Here is a 23,864-nt window from a genome sequence, read left to right on the forward strand (position 1 = left end):
TCAAACTCAGCGCGGGTTTCCGGCGTTGTGACCGCTTCCATCATTGGTGTGTCGATAATGCCCGGAAAAACCGCATTGACCCGGATGCCATATTTGGCCAGATCCAAAGCGGCATGACGGCTCATGCCGCGAATGGCCCATTTCGTAGCGCCGTAGTCGAAAATGCTGGGCATGCCTCGCAAGGCAGCCGTCGAGCTGATGTTGATGATCGATCCGGAACGGGCGCTTCGCATTGCGGGCAGTACCGTCTTCATTCCAAGGAACGTGCCAAGCATGTTGATCCGGATCAGCTTCTCGAAGTGCTCGTACTCCGTTTCTTCTATTGGCAAATGATTGTCGTTAAGGGCGGCATTGTTAACGAGCACGTCGATTTTTTCGAAGGCGTTCAACGCGCCAGCGACTACTTCTTGCCACTGATCAGCTTGGGATATATCCAGTTTTTTGAAGATGACACCCTTGCCACCAATCGATGCGGCCACTTCAGCGCCCGCAGGATTCACATCCGCAAGAACCACCCGCGCACCTTCCGCGGCGAACATTCGCGCCTCGGCCGCACCCTGCCCCGACGCCGCTCCAGTGATAATCGCGACCTTGCCATCCAGTAATCCCATTTCATCGTCTCCGATTAAGTATTTTTTGCATCCCAGCCGCGCGGCTCACGCGCGAACCCTGCTCAGAAACTGCATCTAGACCGATTGCGCCAGCGCATCGTTGACGCGCGTAGCGGCCGTCCACTTGATGACTTGTTCGAGCCCGTGGCGGCACAAGATCTCGCTCTCGTTAAAAACGACGAACGGTTTGGCACCAGACTCCATGCCCACTTGTGTGCTCTCAATGTTCCCAAGGTCCTCGAGCATGGTATCGGCCATGTGGGAGGTGAAATACTCGAGCTGAAGACGCTCGCGCACGGTCGTCGGCTTTCGCTTGTAGAAACGCGCTTCCCAGACGGTCGTATTCGACGATGTCGGCCAGAACTCGTGCGTCCAGAACAAGTTCGCCGAAATTTGCAGATGCCAGTTGGGGAAGAACCAATTGATGTCACTCGACCAGTTCTCGTTTTTCGTCGGATTCACGCCCTTGTGCTCGACAATCGCATTGATCTGCCCGTCCTCGCGAGTGCCCGTGATGGTCTGATCTGCCGCGAAGAGCCATCGGCTGACTTTCGATTTATCCGACGGTTGATAGGTCGGGTTGAGCCACAGCGAGAGGGAGCGATGCGCGCCGTACAGATTGGCGCTGATCGGCCGGCAGAATGGATTGCCTTTCCCCGTGTAAATCGGCGCCAACGTCCGGGGGTGAATCGAGGCAACATGGTAGGCCTCGCTGAAGTTATCCGCTACGGCTTTCCAGTTCGCCTTGAACTCGCCGCGCATGACGATTGGGTGGTCCGGATTCGGGTAATCGATGTTGGCCATCGCGTCTGCCATTGGCCCCAGGAACTCCACGAGGCTGACTTCCGGCGCTGGCGCCATATTGATGAAAATCCATCCATCCCAGACGTCCAGAGTGACGGGCGTCAACCCGCATTTCTTCTTGTCGAGATTGAAGAATCCCGATTCATCCGGCACGTTCGCCAATTCGCCCGCATTGTCGTATGCCCAGCTGTGGTAACGGCAGACGAAACGTTTCGCGTTGCCGCACGAACGATGCTCGACCACGTTGGCACGGTGAGCGCAGACATTGTGAAACGCCCGAATGTTCCCGTCCTCCGATCGAGCGACGATCACCGATGCCTTGAAGAGGGCGAGCTCCTTGACGAAGAAATCGCCGGGTTTCGGAATTCGCTCCACGCGTCCTATCATTAGCCACGCTCGGCGGAAAATCCGCTCACGCTCGAGTTCAAATTGCGCAGGATCGGTATACAGCGAGGTCGGCATTGGGCCGGTAGATAGACCGACTGACTCGGTCAAGCTGGATTGGAAATCGATGGGGTTATTCATGCCAACTCCTTCAATGCGTGAAAATCGGAAGCAATCGTGGCCGAGCCAGCTGTGTGTTCAGCCATGTGGCTGAAAACCCGTGAGTATCTGAAGAGCGTGTTTCGGCGGTGCGTGCCGGACAGCCGGCGACTGATGGATCTCCACCGAAACACCTGCATGGCACATCGCGAGCAGCAGGCGAAACAGATTGACCGCTGGCTCGGGCATGTCGTCCAACGGGAAACGCTCGAGGTACACAGTCGCCTCTTCGGCGCGCGCAAACATAGCCTCGTAGAATCGCAGGACCTCGGGATAAGGCGTTGTCGAGCGGCAAATCCACCGCTCGTGCGACGTCGGCGTACTCCAGCGATCGAGAAACTGATCGAGATCCTCGAAACCTTCCGGCAGACGGCGGGAATCGGGCGTCGTGTCGTGAGTCATGGTGCTCCTCCAGATTAGGGCAATGTCGACGGTCTGTTTTCGGATAATCAGACGCGCCGCTGAATTTTTTTATGCAGTTACTGATCTACTAGATATTGTCGAACTGCGATACGTTTTTGCCGTTTGCAGATTACATAAGTAGCACCAGTCGATGTCAACGCGAGTCTGTCGCGCGTTCCGTACTTCGGGATTCCTAGCTTTCTACGGCGATTCCGGCGGCGCCATGCCTGCCGGCGACCTTGTGGCCGCGACGAGTCTATGCTCGCGCCAGCAACGGAGCCTCTCGGCTGCTCCCTGGTACTGTTTTAATGCAAATGGATCAGCCCGGCCGCGGCCCCTCCAAACACGGCCACACCGATCCATGTCCAGAGAGCGGTTGTGCCCCGGGACGAGCCGTCAGCGACACGCTCTCGCGCCCGCCCCTGCGCTTCCAACCGCACTTCAGTCCTGGCGGTTCTGATTTCGGCGTCCTGTCGCTGCATTTGCGCTTCAAAGCGTCGGAAGAAATCATTGACCATGGATCGGGCCACACCGTCAATGAGCCGGCGGCCCGCCTGTGTGATCTTGCCGCCCACCTGCGCTTGCGCGGCATAGGTCAGCTCGCAACCCGCGCCTTGCGGCGCCAGGCTCACCCGTGCATCGCCCTTGCCGAAGCCAGCCTGTCCGCCCTGCCCCTCGAACCTGATCGTGTAACTATGCGGAGGGTCCATATCGGTCAGCGTGATGCTTCCCTTGAGCCTCGCCGCGACAGCGCCGATCCTTACCGTCAACCCGATCTGATATCGGTTCTCGTCGATCGGCTCTACCTTGTCGCAGCCGGGAATGCAGGCCTCGAGCACGAGTGGGTCGTTAAGTGCTCTCCAGGCATGCTCCCGTGTCACGGTGAACGCGCGGTTTCCTTTTATTTCCATGATTTTCGAGGATTTTCAGGCCAGTGCCTGCGCAGCGGCACGCTGGGTCAGGAAGCGGGTCCGGTTGGCCCAGTGAGCGACTGTCGTCCGCCGGTCACTGCGTCCCGCACACACCCGCGTAATCGCTTGAACTCTATATGGGCCTCGGAGGTCGTCCGACCTCGGGGGAGCGTTGACCGCCCGCGAGGCCGCCTTCAGTGCGCGTCCCGGGGGCGGCGGGTATTGCCCGCGCTCAAGGCCTCTGGATGAGCGGCGATCCCGAGCAAGTAGCAGACCTCAGTTTCGCGCCTGGTGCGTAGGAAGCATTCGCGGGCAGCGCCGGAATTCACTTCACGTGTCAGAGATCGAGGACCAGTCGCGCTGTCTTCGAACGCGAGCAACAAGGCGTAAATTGATCATTTACCGCTTGCTCGTCGGGCGTGAAGAAAACATCTCTATGGTCAGGCACGCCCTCGAGTACACGTGTCACGCACGTGCCACAGACGCCGTGTTCGCATGAAGTCTGTATTTCGACACCGACCTCTGCGAGCGCCTGCACCACGCTCTGGTCCTTTTCAACCGGGACGACGCGGCCCGAACTCGCGAGTTGCACTTCGAAACGTCCGTCGCTTTCCAACGGTATAAGGTCGGCTGAGAAGAACTCATAGTGCAGATGTGCCTCTGCCCAGCCCGCACCGCGGGCAGCGCTCAATATGGCGTCCATGAAACCCCTTGGGCCGCATACGTAGAGATGCGTGTCTGCCTCGGGGTGTGCGAGCGCTGCCGCAATGTCGTATCTTTGATCTGCCGCGCCATCGTCGAAATGAAACAGCACGTTGCTCGCATATCGTGAACCGCGAATGCGATCAAAAAATGCCGTGCGCTCGCGTGAGCGCGTGCAGTAGTGCATCTCGAACGGTGCCCCCGTTAGCGAAAGGCGCTCCGCCATGCATAGGATAGGTGTGACGCCAATACCACCGGCCAACAATAGGCTGCGCTTTGCCGCGTGTGCGAGCTGGAAGTGGTTCCTCGGCGCACTGATTGTCAGGATATCTCCCAACTGCACACGATCATGCATGCCAGCCGAGCCACCGCGCGTCTTGGGGTCTCGCAGCACCGAGATCAAATAGCGGTGACTCTCCGACGAGTCGTTGCATAGCGAATACTGCCGGGTCATTCCTCCTGGCGTGCAGACATCGATATGCGAACCTGCGGAGAATGCCGGTAACGGTTTGCCGTCCAGCGCGACCAACTCGAAACTGCAGATGTCGACGGCCTCCACGGCTTTGGCAGCAACACGAACTTTCATGCCATCCATTACATTCATCATGTCATCCATTACATTCATCATGCCAAGGCCGGTCGGTCAAGCAAGCGCTTCTGGCACGGTTGCAGCGCTCGTCCACTTGACGATCTGGTCAGTCCAACCACCTTCCCGATCAATTCCCGATCGCTTGACACCAAGCGCCGGCGAATTCCTCATCACCGAATTTCCGTTGATAGCGATCGTCCGAGTGGCTCGCGCCACGCCAAATTAACGGCTCACATCGGTCGTATAAATTCCACCTGACAACAAGCCCCACTCCCTGTCGTTAGCGATGACAATGGCTTCCTTTCCCGCATCGAACGGACTGATGCATACACGGGGCCAATACATGCATTCGCCGGAAAAAAAAGGGCTCACCGCGGGCTTGGCCAGACGTTCGACTTGCCTGATCCCGCGTTTCTCGATGTTTTTCTGCTCATGAAAAACATGACCTTGAAAGGCACGGAATCTCGGCATAATCGATATCGCGATATCGGTAGAGAACCGGATGATGAGAGAAGGAGCTGGAACGCTCCTGGCGCGAATGCATCGCAGTGTCTCCATATTGGATTTCGCTCTGAGCGCATCTGTAGCGCTTATGTTTGTGCCCTTTCCACTCTTTTAAGCGAGCGCTATTTCGACGGTCAACGCAGTGCGACGAAATGTTCCGTACTTCGGGCCGATGCTTGGAACTCCAGGTCGCCGGCTCCGAGTTTGTTGGTCGAGCGAGCTCGGGCTACAGCTCGCAGTACGGAACACTTGAAACTACGTCCTTGACGAAAACAGTCGTTCGCGAAGAACCTAACGAAGCAGATGCAGAATGGCCAAGCAATTTTCAACGAGGCACTGATGAAAGCAGGCAGACGTCTTCCTGGCAGCCCCGATCCCATGCACACATGGACAGGCGCAGACGGTATCCGGCTAGCGGGCGATTCGTGGGGCTCTCCCCAAGGCCCTCTCGTCATTTTGCTGCACGGCGGCGGTCAGACTCGCCACGCATGGGGGGGTACCGGGGAACGACTAGGCGCCGCCGGATATTTCGCTGTGGCCTTTGATGCACGCGGTCACGGCGATTCCGATTGGTCCGCAGAGGGCAATTACAGCCAGGACACGATGGTGCGCGATCTTGGGCACGTCCTGCTCGCACTAGGCGGACGTCGACCGGTGTTGGTGGGTGCTTCGATGGGTGGTGGCACCAGTCTCGTCGCGGTCGGAGAGGATCGTGTCGATGCCGCCGCACTTGTCCTGGTGGATATCGTCCCCTACACCGAACCCGCCGGCGTCGCCCGGATTCAGGCATTCATGTCGCAAAAGCCGGACGGTTTCGATTCGCTCGAAGAAGTCGCGGAAGCCATCAGTCAGTATCGTCCCCAACGCCCTCGCCCGCGGAATCTCGATGGCCTTGCCAAGAACGTGCGGCTCGGCGAAGACGGGCGATACCGATGGCATTGGGATCCCCGTTATCTGGCTAGCCCGCGCGATCTTCAACGACGTCACGAGCGGCTCTCGGCCTGCGCACGCCGTTTGACGCTGCCCACCTTGCTGGTTCGTGGAGGCAGCTCCGATGTCGTCAGTGAAGCGGGTGCCCAAGCGTTCCTCGAGCTTTGTCCGCATGCCGAATACGTCAACGTCGTTGAGGCCGGGCATATGGTGGCAGGCGACAGAAACGACGTCTTCGGACAAGCGACTCTGGATTTTCTCAGGCGCAGCGTCCCTGTGGGAACGGCACCTGTCCATCCGCCGCATACTTCCAAGTCGTCGGGCATGTCCTCGGGTGAGGACATCGCGGACATACCCTGAGCCGCCGAGGTCGTGAGGAATGTCCGATATGCCGCCCTCAGCATGCTGGGGGATTACACCAAGATTTCGCGCGGCTCGTCCGTACTTTCGGCCCCGTACGCAGCACTAAATGCAAGCGTAACGATCCGCTCGCTGGCCAGACGGGAGCAGCTTCGCGCGGCGCCGTCGAGCGGCCCTGAAACCGCACCGCGCACTCGTGCTCGCATTGTCGAACACGCGTCGGATCCTTGGGCCACCAGCGCCGTCTCGTGGACCTTGTACTCGAGATGATGCTCACATTCGAGCGCGGCAACTGACCGAGCACACGCGGGACTGTCGACCCGTCCGCCACGCGGTGTGCGTCACGATGGCGACGCTTCGGACGTCCGCAATGTAATTCCGGCCCATGCACCGCTCGCGGAGAGTTCGCCAATAAGCTCGACAATCGTGCGCCGAACGGCCAGCGCCGCCGAATTTACGGGCAACGTATTCGACCAGCACAGGCTCGCCGGTCGCCAGAGTTCTGGATCAACAATACGGCGCATCTTGGGGCGGTTCGATAACTCGCGCAGTGCCACCGACGACGCAGGCAGGATCGTGCATGCCGCACCCGACTGCGCGAGCGAAAGCAAGGTCGGCAACGAATCGATATCCGCGATGATGTTAAGCGGTACCTGCTCTCGCGCGAATGCGCGCTCGAGCAGTAAGCGCAGCCCGTTTGACGCGCTTGGCGCCACCAGCGGTACACCGGCGAGTGCTGCAAGGCTGCATGTGCGTGCGCGCGACGATACTGCGCCTCCCGGCTCGCCGAGCAGATGCAGCCCTTCGTCGAAAAGGGGCCATGCCGTTATTCCAGTCGTGTTCGACTCCCGAAAAAGGATAGCTAGATCGAGACGTCCGTTCGCGAGCAACTCGTTGATAAAGCCACTCATGCTCTCGAAGTATTGCAGCCGGATGCCAGGATAGCTCGCGCGCACCCGTTCGAACACGGGAACGGCGAGAATCGAGGTCATCGTCGTCGGAAATCCGATAGCTACCGTCCCGGACTCGACTCCGGCGCCCTCACGCACGTCCTGCCGCAGTTGCTCCATTTGTCGAAGCACGAGCCTCGCATGACGGTAGAGCGCCTGACCAGCAGCAGTCGGTTTCACCCCTTGCGGGCTACGGAGCAGAAGCGACACGCCGAGGTCCCCTTCAAGCTTCGCGATCTGCTGACTCAACGATGGCTGTGCAACATAGAGTTTTTCCGCTGCCTTACCCAGGCTCCCGTATTCGACGATGCTGACGAAGTAGCGAAGCTGGCGAACGTCCATGGCAATTTGAATGGGTGTGGAAGCCATAAGATACCCCTATGGCGGGCACATTCAAACAGTATTTCCGCTGCGCGGCCGTTTCACATAAAGTCGCCTCATTCTTGGTCCAAACAGCTAACTCGCCGGCTCTGCCATGGAAACGACAATGAACCATCCGCAGCCCAGCGACGGACACCGCACAGAGCAGGTGGCCACCGACGTGATCTCGGTCGACCGAGCCGCTGCATTCGCCGCCACGATCGATCACGGCGACACTCCCACAGTCGGCGATGCGCTGCCGCCGCTCTGGCACTGGTTGTACTTCTGGTCGGTCAGTCGGCAATCGGCACTCGGGAACGACGGTCACCCCCGCACAGGCGGCTTTCTTCCGGATCTCGGCCTGCCGCGCAGAATGTGGGCCGGCGGCCGCCTCTTCTTCAATGCCCCCCTGACGATCGGCGAAATCGCCACACGCAGTTCCCGGGTGCTGTCGGCCAAACACAAAGAAGGACGAAGCGGCCAACTCGGATTCGTCACGCTCGAGCACGGGGTCGAATCTAATGGGGTCCTGGCGATCCGCGAGGAACAAGACATCGTCTATCGCGGCCTTGCGGAGCCCGGCGTGGCCGCCCCCGCTCCGAATGCGGCGCCCGGCGACGCCAGATGGCAGCGCGAAATCACGCCAAGCGAAGTGCTGCTGTTCCGGTACTCTGCGCTGACGTTCAACGGTCACCGGATTCACTACGACCGGGCCTACGCGCAGCAGGCAGAAGGCTATCCGGATCTGGTCGTCCACGGTCCGCTGATCGCTACTCTGCTGCTCGACCTCGTGACGCATGCACTGCCCGGCGCGTCCGTCCGCGAATACACGTATAAGGCCATACGGCCAACCTTTCTTGGCAACGCGTTCTTCGTATGCGGCCGCCTCGCCAACGACGGCCGTTCAATCGATCTCTGGGCAAAAGACCACGAAGGCTGGCTGACGATGTCCGGCTGTGCGACCCTCGCCTGATTAACTAAATCCGCCACGATCCAAGGGACATATTCCATGAACCACGCATCCGACCAGTACCGGGATATTCGCGAAGCCGTCCGCGACCTCTGCAACGAGTTTCCTGCGGAATATTTCCGTAAGGTCGACGAGGAACGCGGCTATCCGGAGACCTTTGTCGACGCGCTGACGAAGGCCGGCTGGCTGGCTGCACTTATTCCGCAGGAATACGGCGGCTCGGGACTCGGCTTGACGGAAGCGTCAGTGGTGATGGAGGAAATCAATCGGGCCGGCGGCAACTCGGGGGCGTGTCACGGCCAGATGTACAACATGGGCACGCTGTTGCGTCACGGCTCGGCCGAGCAAAAGCAGACGTATCTGCCGAAAATCGCGAGCGGTGATCTGCGTCTGCAGTCGATGGGCGTAACCGAGCCGACGACCGGCACCGATACGACCAAGATCAAGACCACCGCCGTGCGCAAAGGCGACCGCTACGTCATCAACGGGCAGAAGGTGTGGATCTCGCGCATTCAGCACTCCGATCTGATGATCCTGCTCGCACGCACGACGCCACTTGCGGATGTCACGAAGAAAAGCGAAGGGATGTCGATTTTCATCGTTGATCTCCGTCAGGCGATCGGCAATGGCATGACGGTTCGGCCGATTCCGAACATGGTCAATCACGAGACAAATGAGCTGTTCTTCGACAACCTCGAAATCCCTGCCGAGAACCTGATCGGCGAGGAAGGCAAGGGCTTCAAATACATCCTCGACGGCCTGAATGCGGAGCGCACGCTAATCGCAGCCGAGTGCATCGGCGACGGCTACTGGTTCGTCGACAAAGTGTCGCAATACGTGAAGGATCGCGTCGTGTTCGGCCGACCGATCGGCCAGAACCAGGGCGTGCAGTTCCCAATCGCGCGCGCGTTAATCAACGTCGAAGCAGCGAACCTGATGCGCTTCGAGGCCGCACGCCGGTTCGACGCGCACGAGCCGTGCGGCCCGCAGGCGAACATGGCGAAGCTGCTCGCGGCGGACGCGTCGTGGGAAGCCGCGAACGCGTGCCTGCAGTTCCACGGCGGCTTCGGTTTCGCATGTGAATACGATGTCGAGCGAAAGTTCCGCGAGACGCGTCTCTATCAGGTTGCGCCAATCTCCACGAACCTGATCCTCTCGTATGTCGCCGAGCACATTCTTGGTCTGCCCCGCTCGTTCTGACTAGGAGCGCCGAACATGCGCCCGCTCCAAGACATCAAGGTCATCACATTCGAGCACGCGATCGCTGCGCCGTTCTGCACACGGCAGCTTGCGGATCTCTGCGCCCGTGTCATCAAGGTGGAACGGCCCGGCACCGGCGACTTCGCGCGCAGTTAAGGCGAACGGGTCTTGGGACTCGCGTCGCATTTCGTATGGACTAACCGGTCGAAGGAAAGCATCACGCTAGACGTGAAACAGCCGTCCGCGATTGCGGTGGTACACAAGCTGCTCGCAGACGCCGACGTGTTCGTACAGAATCTTGCCCCCGGCGCGACGCAGCGCCTGGGCCTCGACTACGAAACCCTTCGCCGACGCTGCCCGCGGCTGATCGTCTGCGACATCTCGGGCTACGGTCTGGACGGTCCGTTCCGCGATAAAAAGGCGTATGACCTGCTGATCCAGAGGGAGTCCGGCTTTCGGAGCATTACCGGATCGGAAGGCGAGCCGGCCAAGGCAGGCTGCTCGATCACGGATATTGCTGCGGGGATGTACGGCTACACGAATATCCTGGCGGCGCTGATCGAGCGCGGGCGTACCGGGCAAGGGCGGCACGTCGAGGCGTCCATGCTCGAAAGCATGGTGGAATGGATGGGCTACCCGCTCTATTACGCGATCGACGGTCAGACACCGCCCCGCCAGACCGGGGCGTCTCACTCGACAATCTTTCCTTACGGGCAATTCCAGTCCCGCGATGGCAAGACCGTCATGTTGGGCGTGCAAAACGAACGCGAATGGAAAAACTTTTGCGCAATCGTGACCCGCAAGCCGGAAGCGGCAACGGAAGACCGATTCAGCTCGAACGTCCGCCGGGTCGCGAATCGCGGGGAACTGGCGCAGATTATCGCGGAAGCGTTTTCGACGCTGTCGGCGCCCCGGATCATCGAGCGGCTCGAGCAAGCCGGCATCGCGAACGCACGCATGAACGACATGCACTCAGTCTGGACGCACAAACAGCTCGCCGCCCGCAACCGGTGGACCAAGGTCGGAACCCCCGCGGGTGACATCCCTGCCGTTCGGCCGCCGGGCATCAATCCCGCGGACGACGCGCGCATGGACCCGGTAAACGCCCTTGGTCAACATACCGACACGGTCCTGCGGGAGCTCGGCTATAGCGATGACCAGATCGACACTTTCCACGAAATTGACGCCGTCTGACGAGACGTCAGTGCGCCCGTCGGCGCCATTTCAGTCTCTACTTGGCTGAAGCGGTAGGAATCGCATGCGCGGAATTTCTCGACATGTGTGAACTTTCGCTTTACGGGCACGCCTTGCAAATTGCGCGGTGGAAAGTGAACGTGGTCCGCACGGATTGACTTAAACGTCCGCCTTGCGCCGCAGCTACGACAAAACGGCCGATTCCGGATCGTGTGAAAGCGGCCGGCTCTTAAGTCGTCTCACATGTTCGGATAGTTCGGACCGCCACCGCCTTCAGGCGTGACCCACACGATGTTCTGCGTCGGGTCCTTGATGTCGCATGTCTTGCAGTGCACGCAGTTCTGCGCGTTGATCACGAGCCGCTCGCTGCCGTCGTCGTTCTTTACGAATTCGTACACCGCGGCCGGGCAATAGCGTGACTCCGGCCCGGCATAGGTCTGCCAGTTCACGTTCACCGGCACTGAAGGATCTTTCAGCGTCAGGTGCGCCGGCTGGTTTTCCTCGTGATTCGTGTTCGAAATGAATACCGATGACAGGCGGTCGAAGGTGAGCTTGCCGTCGGGCTTCGGATAGCTGATCGGCGTGCATTGCGACACCGGCTTGAGCATTTCATGGTCCGAGTGCTGGTGATGCAGCGTCCACGGCACGTTGCCGCCCAGCAGCTTCTGCTCGATGCCGACCATCAGTGTGCCCAGGTATAGGCCCTTGCTCATCCATTGCTTGAAATTGCGCGCGCGATGCAGTTCCGTGTGCAGCCACGAAGTCTTGAACGACTCCGGATAGGCCGTCAGCTCATCGCTGGTGCGGCCTGCCTGCACGGCTTCAAAAGCAGCCTCAGCCGCCAGCATGCCGGTCTTGATCGCCGCATGCGAACCCTTGATCCGCGAGGCGTTCAGGAAGCCCGCATCGTCGCCCACCAGCGCACCGCCCGGGAACACCAGCTTCGGCAGCGACATCAGACCGCCCGCGGTAATCGCCCGTGCGCCGTACGACACGCGCTTGCCGCCTTCCAGAATCGCGCGGATCGCCGGATGCGTCTTGTAGCGCTGGAATTCCTCGAACGGCGACAGGTACGGATTCGTGTAGCCCAGACCGACCACGAACCCCACCACCACCTGGTTGTTGTCCATGTGATAGAGGAACGAGCCGCCGTACGTGTCGTTCTCCAGCGGCCAGCCGGCGGTGTGCATCACCAGACCCGGCTTGTGCTTCGCCGGATCGATTTCCCACAGTTCCTTGATGCCGATACCGTACACTTGCGGATCGGCGCCGTCGCGCAGCTCGAACTTCTCGTTCAGCTGGCGGCCCAGATGTCCGCGTGCGCCTTCGCAGAACAGCGTGTACTTCGCGTGCAGTTCCATGCCGAGCTGGAAGTTCTCGGTCGGCACGCCGTCCTTGCCGATGCCGAGGTTGCCAGTCGCGACGCCTTTGACCGACCCATCGTCGTTGTACAACACCTCAGCGGCCGGAAAGCCCGGAAAAATCTCGACGCCCAGCGCCTCGGCCTGCTGCCCCAGCCAGCGCGTGACATTCGCGAGACTGATCACGTAGTTGCCGTGGTTCCTGAAGTTATCCGGCAGCGCCCAGTTCGGCACGCTCTTCGAGCCGGTTTCGGACAGAAACAGGAAGCGGTCTTCGGTCACTTCAACGTCCAAAGGCGCGCCTTTTGCTTTCCAGTCTGGAATCAGTTCATTCAGCGCGCGGGGGTCCATCACCGCGCCCGAGAGAATATGCGCCCCGACCTCCGAGCCTTTTTCCAGTACGCACACGCCAAGCTCGACGCCCTTGTCCGCCGCCAGCTGCTTCAGGCGGATCGCCGCGGACAGGCCAGCCGGTCCGCCGCCAACGATCACGACGTCGTATTCCATTGACTCGCGCCGACCATGGCGAGCAACGAGGTCCGTCTGAGACATTTACAAATTCCTGTTTACGTCGTAAAAAACATTCACAGCAAGGACGCGTGCCGATGTATGCCGTCGCTCTACAGATTGGTCATCCGCCCCGCGGACTTTCAGCAGCGCAGCGTAACCGTCCAGTTCACTGTCGATCAAACAGGAATTCAATCGCGCACGGCCCCCCCGCGACGAGTGGCAGACGCGAGCAATCGCTGCGCGCGCAGCTGGACCGGACGATCGACCATCTTGCCGTCGACAACAATCGCGCCAGCGTCGGCGCGCGACACGGCAGCAACGACCCGCTCGGCCCACGCAATTTCTCCCGCGCTCGGACCGTAGCATTCATGCACGACCGCAATCTGCTTCGGATGAATGCAAAGCTTCCCTCCGAAACCGTGCTGCTTACCGTTGCGCGCATCCGCCGCAAGCCGTTCGACGTCATGCACGTCAGGCGTGACGCCGTCGATGGGCGACTCGATCCCGGCGATCCGCGACAAAAGTGCTAGTTGAGCGCGATACGGATTGAGTGCGTCGCGGTCGTCGTCGGTCCCCATGTCCGCGACGAAGTCGAGCGTGCCGAACATCAACCGTCTCACGCCCGGCGCCTTCGCTATATCGGCCGCGGACCACATGCCGAGCGCGGTCTCGATCAGCGGAAATACCGGGATCTTGCGCTTTGCGAGCGACAGCACCGCGATGACGTCGTCCGGCCGCTCGGTCTTCGGCAACACAATGCCGGCGACGCCGTCGAGGCGTGCCAGCATCACGTCCCGTTCGAACCACGGCGTGCCGCGACCATTGATCCGCACGAGCACCGGACGGCTGCGCGACACCCACGCCGTGACGGCGTCTCGCGCGGCGTCCTTCGCGCCCGGCTCGACGGCGTCCTCGAGGTCGACAATCATTGCGTCGGTGCCGCTCGTCCACGCGCGTTCAAACCGCTCGTCGCGGCTGCCCGGCACGAACAGATACGACTGTGGCTCGGCCGATGCATGGCCCGCAGTGCCGCAGTCGCGCTTCATATCCGTTTCGCTCATGATCGCTTACTCGAGGGCGGCGGCCAGTTCGGGCACGAGCGTGAACAGGTCACCGACGAGACCATAGTCGGCCACGGTGAAGATCGGCGCTTCCGGATCCTTGTTGATCGCAACAATTACCTTGGAATCCTTCATGCCGGCCAAATGCTGAATCGCGCCCGAGATGCCGACCGCGATGTACAGTTGCGGCGCGACGATCTTACCGGTCTGGCCGACCTGATAGTCATTCGGCACAAATCCCGCATCGACCGCAGCGCGCGATGCGCCCAGCGCGGCTTGCAGCTTGTCGGCCAGCGGCTCGAGGACCAATGCGAAGTTCTCGCCGCTGCCGAGACCGCGGCCGCCTGACACGATGATGCTTGCGCTCGTCAGTTCGGGACGGTCCAGCTTCGTCACTTCGCGGCTTACGAACTGAGAGATGCCTGTGTCAGGCGCCGCCACGATCTTCTCGATGGCAGCGTTGCCGCCTTCTGCTGCCACTGCATCGAAGCCGGTCGTGCGCACCGTGATCACCTTGATCGGATCGCTCGATTGCACGGTCGCTATCGCGTTGCCCGCGTAGATCGGACGCTCGAACGTATCAGCACTGTCCACTGCGATGACATCGCTGATCTGCGCCACGTCGAGCTTCGCAGCGATGCGCGGCATCACGTTTTTGCCGAAGGCCGTGGCCGGCGCAAGGATGTGCGAGTAGTCTCTCGCGATATTCAGTACCGTCGCCTCAAGGTTTTCCGCCAGGCCAACTTCGAGCTGCGGCGCGTCGGCAAGCAGTACCATCGCCACGCCGACAATCTTCGCCGCTGTATCGGCCACCCCCTGCGCGTTGTGGCCGGCCACCAGCACGTGAATCTGGCCACCGATCTTCTGGGCAGCCGCCACCGCGCTCAAGGTCGCGGGCTTGACGCTCGCGTTGTCATGTTCCGCAATTACCAGAATCGTCATCTCTCTCGTCTCCGCGTCTCTTACAGCACCTTGGCTTCGGTCTTCAGCTTTTGGACCAGCGTCTTCACGTCAGCCACCATCACGCCGGCGCTGCGCTTCGGAGGCTCAACGACCTTTAGCGTCTTCAGACGCGGCGCGACGTCCACGCCAAGGTCTTCAGGCTTCAACGCTTCGAGCGGCTTCTTCTTCGCCTTCATGATATTGGGCAGCGTCACATAGCGCGGCTCGTTCAAGCGCAGATCAGTGGTCACCACCGCCGGCAACGTCAGCGACAACGTTTCCGCACCGCCGTCCACCTCTCGCGTAACGGTGACGTGGCCATCGGCGATTACCACCTTCGAGGCGAAGGTCGCTTGCGCCAGGCCCGCTAGGGCGGCGAGCATCTGGCCCGTCTGGTTCGAGTCGTCGTCGATTGCCTGTTTGCCGAGGATCACCAGTTGCGGCTGTTCCTTGTCAATCACGGCCTTCAACAGCTTCGCGACCGCCAGCGGCTGCAGGTCCTCATCCGATTCGATCAGGATCGCGCGGTCCGCGCCAATCGCCAGCGCCGTGCGCAGCGTTTCCTGACATTGCGCGACGCCCGCCGACACGGCAATCACCTCGGTCGCTGCACCGGCTTCTTTCAGGCGCACCGCCTCTTCCACGGCAATTTCGTCGAACGGGTTCATCGACATCTTTACATTCGCGATGTCGACGCCTGTATTGTCCGACTTCACCCGGACTTTCACGTTGTAGTCGATCACTCTCTTTACTGGGACTAGAATCTTCACTATTTTCTCCTCCACGAGTCCATGCGCACCCTGCGACATGACAACCCATTACAAGTACAAATGCTGTGCGGTACAACTATCGATTAGTTCTGGCCGGCATAGGGTATGCCTATTGCAGCTCCAAACGATCAAGGCCATCGTGACCAGGAACACGCTGCGGGGCGAAGCGCGAGCGAAAGATCGGTGCTTGGTACCAGGCACCCAGGGACACCGCTTTCGGGCGCAACAGACGCATAAGACACCGGACAATGCATCCTATCTGGTAAAGAAGGCTGTGATCCCGAGCGGCGCATCGCCAGCAATGACAAAATCACTTGCAGTTAACTCACGGGATCAAACGAACGTTGCCAGCGGGGTACGAGACGAGGATCGTACAGCCACCCGTGTAATAAACGCAGGGTGCTCTGGATATCTGTTCATCGGGCTCGCCCCAAGCGCGGCAGGCGACAGCCACGACCATCGCAACGCCTATCCCGCCCACCATACCAAGCATTCGCACACGCCGTCTCTTCATAGTCCCCTCCGATATCGGTCTTCTTGATCCCCGCCGCTATCCGTACGGTCTGGCAAAAAACAAGAAGCGCCTGTAATTTAGCAATTCTGGATCACCTGAAAGACGAAATCGCTGATTGCAAAAGGACGTGCGCCTTATGGGCTTATCGCACGCCGCAAGACAGCTCAGAGACCGTCTTCTTAGGGTATGAGTCTGCCGACTCAGTTGGTGGGCGAGCGCCCTTGTCTCCGCTAATTTGAAATATGGCTTCATTAAATAAGCCGTGACTGACGAGATCAAGGACAGATGCTGATGCGTTCCGTACACCGGAAGTGCCGGGTGTTAGACATGCTCTGCGCCCCTCAGCGAAAACAGTGGATGCCGCAAGGCAAAAAGTAGCGCTGATACGAAACTCGCGCAGGAGGTGAACCGCATCTAAGCGAAGACAACGCGACAGGCTCGCGTTGCTAAGTGCGCAATCAGCTTATTGAACCTTTGGACCGGGGCAGTTAATCTCTGGAGCACTTCAAGGCGAAAGGTATTATGGTTATGTCCGACCGCTCGGCGCTGTCCCGCGATGGCGACTACCATGAAAGAGATCGCCGGAAACGAAAGGCCACTCTCTCTACTGGGGCGCTGTGGCCGAGCAGATTGCCCACCCGTAGACCCGCACGTTGGCCCGCCAGATGCACTCGGTTTGCGGCCATAGAGCGTCGCACGGGCACAGGGCTGCGACGGATTGAGAAGGCGCGTGCGGCATGACGCGGGTAGCCCAATGGGGCACAGCCAGAACTTTGCATATCGGCTCGATTCTCAAGGTATCGCGATGCTGATCAATGAGGGCTTTCAGGACTGCGTGCGGCAGTCGAGTTCCGCCTGGAAGAAAAGCGCGTTCGCCAGCTTCAGGATCTCATTGGGGGCACAACTCCTTGAACTCGCCGAAATCGAGCGCGAACTCGCTATCGAAGTCAGTTGCGAACGCTCCTCTTTACTCAATACCAGTTGCGCCTTCGATCGTCCCAACGACATGACGGCATCGCCGGTTCCGGTGATGCCATCATGCTACGCGCACGTAGCCGAGTTAACGATGGGACGGAACACTAGCTCGGGTGCACGCCGCGCTTCTCCGCGATCTCCGCGATCGTCTGATCGTCTTGTCACCCTTGACTGACTCAAAGCGCCCCCTCGGCCTTGATGCCGCTGATTGGCTGCGGCGGCGTTGTCTGCCTATCTCTGTTCCTGTCGTACCGGGCTCAATCCTCGCCCTTCGGAGCAGCCTTTCCATTTTGGGCCGTGCTAAGTTCTACCCGGTCGCCTCTTCGACTCCTAATCCGCTCCGCGGCGAGCTGGATGCCGGCAACTATGCTTCGATACCCGGTACAGCGGCACAGATTTCCCGAGAGAGACTCGCGAATTTCCTCTTCGCTCGGATCGAGGTTTGAAGACAACAGTTCTACTGCTGTTAGGACCATACCTGGAGCACAGAAACCGCATTGAAAAGCACTGGCATCGCGAAATGCGGTCTGTATCTCATTAAGAGTACCGTCCTGGTGAGCAAGTCCTTCGATAGTTGTGATCGAGGTACGAAGCGCGGTCGCGGCCAAAGTGATGCAGGACTTGGCGACCTTGCCGTCGATCAATACCGTACACGCGCCACAGTGACCTGTCATACATCCCATATGTGTGCCCTTCAACCCCTGCATCTCGCGCACGAAGGTTAAAAGGGACGTTTCAGGGGGTATCAGCTCCTCGCAAAGCTTCCCGTTGAGCCGGCAACTCAAAGAAACCGAATCCTCGAACATTTCCTCAACGTTATCTGTCATCGCGTGGCGCTCCGTATCAATCCGCCTCCTAGGCGGGCCCTTTCAATGGCTTGCGAGACAGCTCGCCGTGCACTCACGCCGCTCATTGCACGACGATAGTCAGCATCGCCCCTCTGGTCAGAAATCGGATTGCTCACGATCTCGGTGGCGATTCGCTCGATCGCATTCAACAGGTCACCGTCGGCAGGCAGGCCTCTGAGGTCGGCCATGTCCTTGCGCAGGTCACGGGGAAGGGGCTCGACCGATCCTATAACGAGGCTGATTTCCATCAATCTATCGCCATCCAGCTCGACCAGCGCTGCGGCTGTTGCCGAGGCATAAGCTCCATGCGTGTTCTTCAACTTGTAATAGCCCCAACCTGCCACGGGAGACAGCCTCGGCACGAGCACGCGCGTCAAAATGGCATCGCTGCCAAGGCCGTGATTGCTGTCGCTAACCACGGCTGACAATGGCATTGTCCGAACATCGCCATCGCGTGCGACTACAACCGATGCTCCAAGGGCGAGCAGCGGCGGGAGGGTGTCATAGAGCGGATGCATAGAGACGATATTGCCACCCAACGTCCCGCGATTGCGCACCTGCCAACCGCCACCGATTTGGGAGAGTGCATACGCTAATAGGGGTGCATGCTCCGAAACGAGCGGATCGTGCGCCAGTTCGCGATGGACGCAAAGCGCGCCTAGGGACAGCGATTCTCCCTCGAATTCGACACCCTTGAGTTCCCTGAGACCATTTATGTCTACAAGGACTGACGGTGCGAAGACCCGATAATTGAGTGTCGGCATGAGTTCCTGGCCGCCGGCGATCACGGAGGCGCCAGCGCCCAAGCTTGCCAGCAGCTTCGTTGCGTCCTCCAACTTCCTGGGCCTGGCGTATTGAACGCCGATCATGATTCACCTCCACCTTTATGCGCCTGCTTCCCTTTTTGGATCGCCTTCCAAACATTCGGCGCGGAAACTGGAAACTCGGTCAATTCTGCACCCAAGGGCGCGAGAGCGTCGTTGACCGCATTGACCAGCGCGATCGAGAAACCGCCTGCCCCCGATTCACCGGCACCTTTCGCACCATGCGGCGTATGCGGACTGGGCGAGTCATGACTGATCAGGGTTAAGGGTGGCACGTCCAAGGCCCGCAGCATCACGTAGTCCGCGAAACCGCGTGTCGTCATGCCCCCTGTCTCGGAGTAACATTGCTCTTCGCTCAACATGGCGCCCAAGGCCATGGCGAGCGAACCATTTAGTTGGCCTTCGACGAGCAATGGATTGATAGTCTTTCCGCAATCGTGTGCGGCGGTAGAACTTAATGGAGTGACGCTGCCAGTTTCCGGATCAACCTCAACAATGACGATATAGGCGCCGTTAGCGAACGTGTTGAAATTGCTGATTCTCCCTTTCTCATCCGGGTTGTGGTTAAGCGCGTCGGCGCGGCAGGTGGCCGTCACCTCCAGCGGTGGAGTGACCATCGAGCCGATCGCGTCATTGTTATGCGTATAGGCGGCCCAACTGGCCTCCCGCAGCGTTACGCTGTTGTCCGTGGACTCGGCTACGAACCGGCCATCCACGAACCTCACCTCCTCATCGGAAACCTCTAGTAGCTTCGCTGCGACTTTGCCCAGCGTGTCTCGTATTTGACGGGCAGCAGTCACGGCTGCAGCCCCGCCGAGGCAAAGGCTTCTGCTGGAGAAGTTGCCTCCGCCGAATGGACACCGCTCGGTATCGCCCTGCACGACACGCACGTCTTCTATCGCTACGCCGAGTTCGTCGGCAACCATCTGCGCAATCCCCGTCGCGTTGCCCGTACCCGGATCGGTCACCCCGGTGCTGACTGTCACCTGTCCGCTCGCATCGACTTTGACCGTCGAGGCGTCGTAGCCGATAGTCAGAGTAGCTGGAAAGCCGCCGCCCTCGGGACAAACCTCGTAAGCGATTCCGATTCCGAGATAGCGCCCCTCACGTCGCAGTTGATTTTGTTTGGCGCGCATGCCCGCATAGTCGATTGCTTCGACAGCCTTACTGAGCGCACCCGAGTAGTCGCCGGAGTCGAAGACCTGACCAGTAGGGCGCTTGTTGGGAAACTGGTCGCTATCGATGAAGTTGCGCATGCGCAGTTCGACCGGATCTATGCCGAGCTGCCGAGCTGCTCTATCCATGGCAAATTCCAATGCGATGGCAGCGCCCTCCTTGCCGTATCCCCGTAGGGGATTCCACGGACCTTTGTTGGTCACGACTACCTCGAGCCCGAGATCGACGTTCGAGACATCGTATGGACCGGGAAGAGTCATCATCGTGACGACCGCCATTGGCCAGCCGAGATTGGGAGCCGGCGCGCCAACGTTGGCGCGAATGCGATCGCGCACGGCAAGCATGCGACCATCCTCGGAAAACGCGATTTCAATGCTGTGCTGCTGTTCGCGGCTGCCGGTCATCAGGCATTCTTCGCGCGTCTCTACCCACTTAACCGGTCGCCGTGTCTTCATCGCCAGCAAGCACAGCAACGGCTCCTCGGTGTGGGAGTACATCTTGTATCCGAACGCTCCGCCATTGAGCGGTGCAATAACCCGGACCCGGTTTTCCGGAAGGCGCAACGACTCGGCAAGAAGATAACGCAGAGGGTGTGGCGCTTGTGTCGCGGCGTAGAGTGTCACCATTTTGTCCTCCCCGTCCCACACGGCGTTGTAAGCGCGTGTTTCCATGGGCTGAGCAGAATGGCGGTGGACAGCGATGTTCGCCTTCACAACATGGGCGGCCGATCCGAAGGCTCCGTCAGAGTCCCCGTCCGCCAGCGCTAGGGAGACCATGACGTTAGAATCCCATTCCGGAATCACGTGCGGCGCATCGGGTGCGAGTGCTTCTTCAAGAGTGATGGCGGGCCTGCGGACTTCATATTCGACCTTGACCCGGGCTGCCGCTTGCGCGGCGGTATCCTTGTCCTCTGCGACGATTACAGCGACAGCCTGCCCCTCGAACGTCACGTAGTCGCGCGCAAGGCTATAAATGGAGACATCCTTGCCGCCGATGCCTGAAGGCAAAAAGGGATTCCCCACCGGCCCGATCAAACCGGAGACCTCCTCTCCATCCATTGCAATGACAACACCATGCACGCGCCGCGCCCCCGACAGATCGATCGACTTGATCGTTGCCGAGGCATACGGACTGCGTACGAAATGTGCGTACAACTGGCGGGGAAAGACGTAGTCATCCGTATATTGGACCTGTCCCGAAACTTGCGCTGCGCCTCGCTGGTTGGGCGCCGGACTGCCGACGTAAGTAACCCCGGTGACTTCCCTTGTCATCGACCCCTCCCAATAGCCTGAATTGTTTGTGAACTGAGCGAGTAACCCGTCTCCTGATCGCCACCTAACAGGGGCAAAGAAACCGAAAAGGCCGACGACGGATCAAAACTCAGGTTACGTCCTACCTGCAGGAGCACTCAACTGATAGTTTGCGAAATGCAGCTTCGATTCTGGCGAAGCACGGCGAACAGAGGCGAAACACGGAACGGCAGCGGACTTCAAGCGGTGGCTGACGGTGCCGACGACGACCCGTGGGACTCGTTCGACGTCACGCCTATGCCAGACCCGAAGGGCAGTGTAAGCGGCGTTCGATGTTCGGCACGTGCGGTCGTCCTCGTCAGCCGCTCTTCAAACCTTTACGAGCAACTTGTTCTCCCGCCGCTCCCGAAACGTCATGGGCTCCTCTGTCCACATCCGACTCAGCCGGGCTTCATACTGATCCAACATCTCTTGTCGTTCTTCAAATGATTTCTGGCTCGGCCCCCAACTCACGAACGGCCGAAGGACGTCAAAACCAGTAAATCGGAACATTCCGAAATTTACGTGATACAGAATATCCTCGATGTGTCCGAGGCCGCTCTTGTCGCTGGTGTACAGTGATTCAACAGCACCGGTGGTTACCGAAACCATCGCTCTACGTCCGCGCAAGCAGCCTGTCTCCAGCATGTTTTGGTAGCCGTAGACCTTTCCGAAAGCAAATACCCTGTCAGCCCATCCCTTCAGTATCGCCGGGACCGAGAACCACCAGAGAGGAAACTGGAAAATCAAAGCGTCGCACGCAAATAGCTTGTCGATCTCCTGCTGAACATCGAGCGCAAAGCCACCGTTGTTCGAAGCATAGTCCTCTTCAATTTGCTGCTTGAAGAAGTCGGCGTTGGCTGTTGTCAGGAAGTTCTCTCGCGAAGAGCGCGGTTGCCATGTCATCCGATAGAGGTCGGAAACGACGACCTCGTGCCCAGTCGATTCCAGGCATTGTATTGCCCTCTCAGTGAGAGCTCCATTAAAGCTTTTTGGCTCCGGATGCGCGTGAACAATCAATACTTTCATCAGACTCTCCCATCCATTGGTGACAATGTCGCCTTCGACTTCGGCGATCCATTCTGAACGACGACCGAGGCTTTCATCCCGCCGGGGTCCTCGCGTTGCGCACCCTCGAACACGCGACGACATCCGTCGCCCAATCCGCCGCATTCCGTGCTCGTAAAGATTGACTTTCTCCTCTCCGGCGCTCGGCAACTTCGGCTGTCTCACTTCAGATAGCGCGCGATACCGAGTTCAATTCAGGGTGCGGCGTACCATCCCTCCCGGCTGGATGACCGCGGCGCGAGGTGCTTCAACAGCCTGCTAGCGATTAGACAGAGGGGAGCTACGAGGGTCAACGCTTCGCCACAGGCCGTTCCGTACTTCGGATGCGCGGCAGGTATCATATGCAGCACAAGTGCGCGGGGCCCCGACAATCAGAGAGCGGTGCTTACTTCCGTATATTTGACTGATGCGTCCCGGCACAAGGTGCGATGGGTCAGGCAAACCCGCAAACTTTCACATGGTCTCGAGATGACCCGCAGCCTGCGAGAGGTTCATCCAGCCTTCGGACGACTGTTGCTGGGTGCAATAGCACGCAATGCCATGCTTGTGGCTGCGTGACGCAATGATCGCGCAGGTCCAGGCATTGCCTGAACGGTCGGCATACCATTCCGGTCGCAACGCCAGCTATGATGCTTTTATCGCAAATTGTTGCGAGGGGACACGAACAGCGTCAACAGTTTCCCTGCTGTTGCAGCGGCTTTACGAAACGCAGTACCTTCGCAAAGATATAGAACTTTGGCAAAGAGCCGATCTCGAATTTGAGAGAAGTGATAAGCGGGCGTATATTTCGATCGCCGCGCCACTCCTTGCCACGCCATGGCTTATCGCGTACACAATTGATAGTCGCTCGCATAGTGCCATCATCATGGGTCGCTGAAGCAGAGGGAATGTGTAGGCTCAGAGCTTCGACCGCACAAAGTGAAGTTTCATGCCGATGTTAAGCCAATCGATAAGCCTCGGTGCGACGCAGGGTGCCACTGACGTTACTAGCGATCGCATCGAGGACCATCTGTGACCACATCAATGATCGCAGAGCGAACCCAACCACACTGGTCGAGTGCCGCAGCGAAACGGCACGGGTGTCCGGCGTGGGCGCTGGAGTACGCACGCGAATCGTCGCGCCGTTATCCCATCAGATTCGACGCGACCCGCGATAACTTCAAACTTGGGCACATCTTCCTGCGGGACCGCGGTTATCACACTGCCGTCTATTGCGAGACGCAGGTGCTGCGCACGGTCGAGAAGTTGAGTTTCCGTGAACCATCCGACACGGAACTAGTCATTTACAATGTGCTCACCGCAGTTGATAGCCTCACTGCAATCAGTGGCGTAGGCTAAGGTGCGTAGTCCGGCGAGATCAGCGACGTTGCGCGTAGCAGCGCGGCAGGAAACAGCGGCGCCTTGGAGGCTCGCATAAGTGGCCGGCGCCCTACCGGTCGCTTTGCCGTATTGTCTCCTCGAAGAGGCTGCTTACACGGTGCCGTCGAGGAACTCGA

At 59.5% G+C, this 23,864-nt stretch carries 21 protein-coding genes, 1 pseudogene and 1 other annotated feature; of the genes and pseudogenes, 7 read left to right on the plus strand and 15 right to left on the minus strand.

Features of this window, described 5'->3' with window-relative positions; translation table 11 throughout:
- From OKW28_RS00005 to OKW28_RS00030, 6 genes are all read right to left on the minus strand, one after another.
- Nucleotides 1–611, minus strand: a 611-nt coding sequence (locus OKW28_RS00005) for an SDR family NAD(P)-dependent oxidoreductase (protein WP_429442793.1), incomplete at its 3' end; no start/stop codon positions are given.
- Between the two features lie 75 nt (nucleotides 612–686).
- On the minus strand, nucleotides 687–1,940 hold the full coding sequence (locus OKW28_RS00010) for an aromatic ring-hydroxylating oxygenase subunit alpha (RefSeq protein WP_131315391.1): 1,254 nt from the start codon (nucleotides 1,938–1,940) through the stop codon (nucleotides 687–689).
- A 57-nt stretch (nucleotides 1,941–1,997) separates the two neighbouring features.
- Entirely contained in the window at nucleotides 1,998–2,360 is a 363-nt protein-coding gene (locus tag OKW28_RS00015) for a hypothetical protein (RefSeq protein WP_131315390.1), read from the minus strand.
- Between the two features lie 305 nt (nucleotides 2,361–2,665).
- Entirely contained in the window at nucleotides 2,666–3,271 is a 606-nt protein-coding gene (locus OKW28_RS00020) for a CoxG family protein (protein WP_429442797.1), read from the minus strand.
- A gap of 337 nt (nucleotides 3,272–3,608) precedes the next feature.
- The gene (locus tag OKW28_RS00025) at nucleotides 3,609–4,580 is read right to left on the minus strand and encodes a PDR/VanB family oxidoreductase (protein WP_429443240.1); all 972 of its coding nucleotides are present in this window, start codon (nucleotides 4,578–4,580) and stop codon (nucleotides 3,609–3,611) included.
- Nucleotides 4,581–4,784: 204 nt separating this feature from the next.
- Nucleotides 4,785–5,120, minus strand: a complete 336-nt coding sequence (locus OKW28_RS00030) for a hypothetical protein (RefSeq protein WP_429442800.1) — start codon at nucleotides 5,118–5,120, stop codon at nucleotides 4,785–4,787.
- A 324-nt stretch (nucleotides 5,121–5,444) separates the two neighbouring features.
- On the opposite strand from OKW28_RS00030, the gene OKW28_RS00035 reads away from it, so the two are divergent.
- On the plus strand, nucleotides 5,445–6,356 hold the full coding sequence (locus OKW28_RS00035) for an alpha/beta fold hydrolase (protein ID WP_429443243.1): 912 nt from the start codon (nucleotides 5,445–5,447) through the stop codon (nucleotides 6,354–6,356).
- A 341-nt stretch (nucleotides 6,357–6,697) separates the two neighbouring features.
- Here the strand turns inward: OKW28_RS00035 and OKW28_RS00040 are convergent, their stop codons facing one another.
- Nucleotides 6,698–7,648, minus strand: coding sequence for a LysR substrate-binding domain-containing protein (locus OKW28_RS00040; RefSeq protein ID WP_429442803.1), 951 nt, complete (start codon nucleotides 7,646–7,648; stop codon nucleotides 6,698–6,700).
- 145 nt (nucleotides 7,649–7,793) lie between these two features.
- Here OKW28_RS00040 and OKW28_RS00045 point away from each other — a divergent pair, with 145 nt between their 5' ends.
- From OKW28_RS00045 to OKW28_RS00055, 3 genes and pseudogenes are all read left to right on the plus strand, one after another.
- Nucleotides 7,794–8,639: an FAS1-like dehydratase domain-containing protein gene (locus tag OKW28_RS00045; RefSeq protein WP_429442805.1), complete on the plus strand. Its 846-nt coding sequence runs from the start codon at nucleotides 7,794–7,796 to the stop codon at nucleotides 8,637–8,639.
- Between the two features lie 36 nt (nucleotides 8,640–8,675).
- A complete protein-coding gene (locus tag OKW28_RS00050; protein WP_133665350.1) occupies nucleotides 8,676–9,836 on the plus strand; it encodes an acyl-CoA dehydrogenase family protein in 1,161 nt (386 codons plus the stop codon).
- Nucleotides 9,837–9,851: 15 nt separating this feature from the next.
- Nucleotides 9,852–11,030 (plus strand): annotated as a pseudogene (locus tag OKW28_RS00055) (CaiB/BaiF CoA transferase family protein).
- 239 nt (nucleotides 11,031–11,269) lie between these two features.
- On the opposite strand, the gene OKW28_RS00060 reads toward OKW28_RS00055, so the two are convergent.
- The 4 genes from OKW28_RS00060 to OKW28_RS00075 all read right to left on the minus strand — a co-directional run bounded on the left by OKW28_RS00060 (nucleotide 11,270) and on the right by OKW28_RS00075 (nucleotide 15,674).
- A complete protein-coding gene (locus OKW28_RS00060) occupies nucleotides 11,270–12,943 on the minus strand; it encodes a 4Fe-4S dicluster domain-containing protein (RefSeq protein ID WP_429442808.1) in 1,674 nt (557 codons plus the stop codon).
- Nucleotides 12,944–13,089: 146 nt separating this feature from the next.
- A complete protein-coding gene (locus OKW28_RS00065; protein ID WP_429442810.1) occupies nucleotides 13,090–13,962 on the minus strand; it encodes an HpcH/HpaI aldolase/citrate lyase family protein in 873 nt (290 codons plus the stop codon).
- Nucleotides 13,963–13,968: 6 nt separating this feature from the next.
- Nucleotides 13,969–14,904 (minus strand): electron transfer flavoprotein subunit alpha/FixB family protein, encoded by a 936-nt coding sequence (locus tag OKW28_RS00070; protein ID WP_429442812.1) that lies wholly within the window; start codon nucleotides 14,902–14,904, stop codon nucleotides 13,969–13,971.
- Nucleotides 14,905–14,924: 20 nt separating this feature from the next.
- On the minus strand, nucleotides 14,925–15,674 hold the full coding sequence (locus OKW28_RS00075; protein ID WP_429442814.1) for an electron transfer flavoprotein subunit beta/FixA family protein: 750 nt from the start codon (nucleotides 15,672–15,674) through the stop codon (nucleotides 14,925–14,927).
- Between the two features lie 1,271 nt (nucleotides 15,675–16,945).
- Nucleotides 16,946–17,059, minus strand: a sequence feature (AL1L pseudoknot).
- Between OKW28_RS00075 and OKW28_RS00080 the strand changes: the two genes are divergently transcribed.
- Nucleotides 16,994–17,338 carry a hypothetical protein gene (locus OKW28_RS00080; RefSeq protein ID WP_429442816.1) on the plus strand — a complete coding sequence of 115 codons (345 nt, stop codon included), beginning with the start codon at nucleotides 16,994–16,996 and terminating at the stop codon, nucleotides 17,336–17,338. It overlaps the preceding feature by 66 nt.
- Before the next feature lie 82 nt (nucleotides 17,339–17,420).
- Here OKW28_RS00080 and OKW28_RS00085 read toward each other — a convergent pair whose 3' ends face one another.
- From OKW28_RS00085 to OKW28_RS00100, 4 genes are all read right to left on the minus strand, one after another.
- Nucleotides 17,421–17,990, minus strand: coding sequence for a (2Fe-2S)-binding protein (locus tag OKW28_RS00085; RefSeq protein WP_429442818.1), 570 nt, complete (start codon nucleotides 17,988–17,990; stop codon nucleotides 17,421–17,423).
- Nucleotides 17,987–18,880 carry an FAD binding domain-containing protein gene (locus OKW28_RS00090; RefSeq protein WP_429442820.1) on the minus strand — a complete coding sequence of 298 codons (894 nt, stop codon included), beginning with the start codon at nucleotides 18,878–18,880 and terminating at the stop codon, nucleotides 17,987–17,989. The genes OKW28_RS00085 and OKW28_RS00090 overlap by 4 nt, the downstream gene beginning before the upstream one ends.
- Entirely contained in the window at nucleotides 18,877–21,282 is a 2,406-nt protein-coding gene (locus OKW28_RS00095) for a xanthine dehydrogenase family protein molybdopterin-binding subunit (RefSeq protein WP_429442822.1), read from the minus strand. The genes OKW28_RS00090 and OKW28_RS00095 overlap by 4 nt, the downstream gene beginning before the upstream one ends.
- Nucleotides 21,283–21,630: 348 nt before the next feature.
- The gene (locus tag OKW28_RS00100) at nucleotides 21,631–22,329 is read right to left on the minus strand and encodes an NAD(P)H-dependent oxidoreductase (RefSeq protein ID WP_131315383.1); all 699 of its coding nucleotides are present in this window, start codon (nucleotides 22,327–22,329) and stop codon (nucleotides 21,631–21,633) included.
- A 601-nt stretch (nucleotides 22,330–22,930) separates the two neighbouring features.
- Between OKW28_RS00100 and OKW28_RS00105 the strand changes: the two genes are divergently transcribed.
- Both OKW28_RS00105 and OKW28_RS00110 read left to right on the plus strand, forming a co-directional pair.
- A complete protein-coding gene (locus OKW28_RS00105; RefSeq protein WP_429442824.1) occupies nucleotides 22,931–23,245 on the plus strand; it encodes a hypothetical protein in 315 nt (104 codons plus the stop codon).
- Between the two features lie 134 nt (nucleotides 23,246–23,379).
- Entirely contained in the window at nucleotides 23,380–23,706 is a 327-nt protein-coding gene (locus OKW28_RS00110) for a hypothetical protein (RefSeq protein ID WP_429442826.1), read from the plus strand.
- The last annotated feature ends 158 nt before the right edge of the window (nucleotides 23,707–23,864 follow it).

The organism is Paraburkholderia sp. 40, assembly GCF_050434105.1.
Lineage (GTDB): Bacteria > Pseudomonadota > Gammaproteobacteria > Burkholderiales > Burkholderiaceae > Paraburkholderia > Paraburkholderia tuberum.

Excerpts from the sequence above, each read along its gene's own strand:
- OKW28_RS00010 (WP_131315391.1), bottom strand. The coding sequence starts at position 1,940 with ATGAATAACCCCATCGATTTCCAATCCAGCTTGACCGAGTCAGTCGGT.
- OKW28_RS00030 (WP_429442800.1), bottom strand. The coding sequence starts at position 5,120 with ATGGAGACACTGCGATGCATTCGCGCCAGGAGCGTTCCAGCTCCTTCT.
- OKW28_RS00095 (WP_429442822.1), bottom strand. The coding sequence starts at position 21,282 with ATGACAAGGGAAGTCACCGGGGTTACTTACGTCGGCAGTCCGGCGCCC.
- OKW28_RS00015 (WP_131315390.1), bottom strand. The coding sequence starts at position 2,360 with ATGACTCACGACACGACGCCCGATTCCCGCCGTCTGCCGGAAGGTTTC.
- OKW28_RS00085 (WP_429442818.1), bottom strand. The coding sequence starts at position 17,990 with ATGACAGATAACGTTGAGGAAATGTTCGAGGATTCGGTTTCTTTGAGT.
- OKW28_RS00045 (WP_429442805.1), top strand. The coding sequence starts at position 7,794 with ATGAACCATCCGCAGCCCAGCGACGGACACCGCACAGAGCAGGTGGCC.
- OKW28_RS00070 (WP_429442812.1), bottom strand. The coding sequence starts at position 14,904 with ATGACGATTCTGGTAATTGCGGAACATGACAACGCGAGCGTCAAGCCC.
- OKW28_RS00090 (WP_429442820.1), bottom strand. The coding sequence starts at position 18,880 with ATGATCGGCGTTCAATACGCCAGGCCCAGGAAGTTGGAGGACGCAACG.
- OKW28_RS00100 (WP_131315383.1), bottom strand. The coding sequence starts at position 22,329 with ATGAAAGTATTGATTGTTCACGCGCATCCGGAGCCAAAAAGCTTTAAT.
- OKW28_RS00065 (WP_429442810.1), bottom strand. The coding sequence starts at position 13,962 with ATGAGCGAAACGGATATGAAGCGCGACTGCGGCACTGCGGGCCATGCA.
- OKW28_RS00080 (WP_429442816.1), top strand. The coding sequence starts at position 16,994 with ATGCTGATCAATGAGGGCTTTCAGGACTGCGTGCGGCAGTCGAGTTCC.
- OKW28_RS00025 (WP_429443240.1), bottom strand. The coding sequence starts at position 4,580 with ATGATGAATGTAATGGATGGCATGAAAGTTCGTGTTGCTGCCAAAGCC.
- OKW28_RS00050 (WP_133665350.1), top strand. The coding sequence starts at position 8,676 with ATGAACCACGCATCCGACCAGTACCGGGATATTCGCGAAGCCGTCCGC.
- OKW28_RS00060 (WP_429442808.1), bottom strand. The coding sequence starts at position 12,943 with ATGTCTCAGACGGACCTCGTTGCTCGCCATGGTCGGCGCGAGTCAATG.
- OKW28_RS00020 (WP_429442797.1), bottom strand. The coding sequence starts at position 3,271 with ATGGAAATAAAAGGAAACCGCGCGTTCACCGTGACACGGGAGCATGCC.
- OKW28_RS00035 (WP_429443243.1), top strand. The coding sequence starts at position 5,445 with ATGCACACATGGACAGGCGCAGACGGTATCCGGCTAGCGGGCGATTCG.
- OKW28_RS00105 (WP_429442824.1), top strand. The coding sequence starts at position 22,931 with ATGATCGCGCAGGTCCAGGCATTGCCTGAACGGTCGGCATACCATTCC.
- OKW28_RS00040 (WP_429442803.1), bottom strand. The coding sequence starts at position 7,648 with ATGGACGTTCGCCAGCTTCGCTACTTCGTCAGCATCGTCGAATACGGG.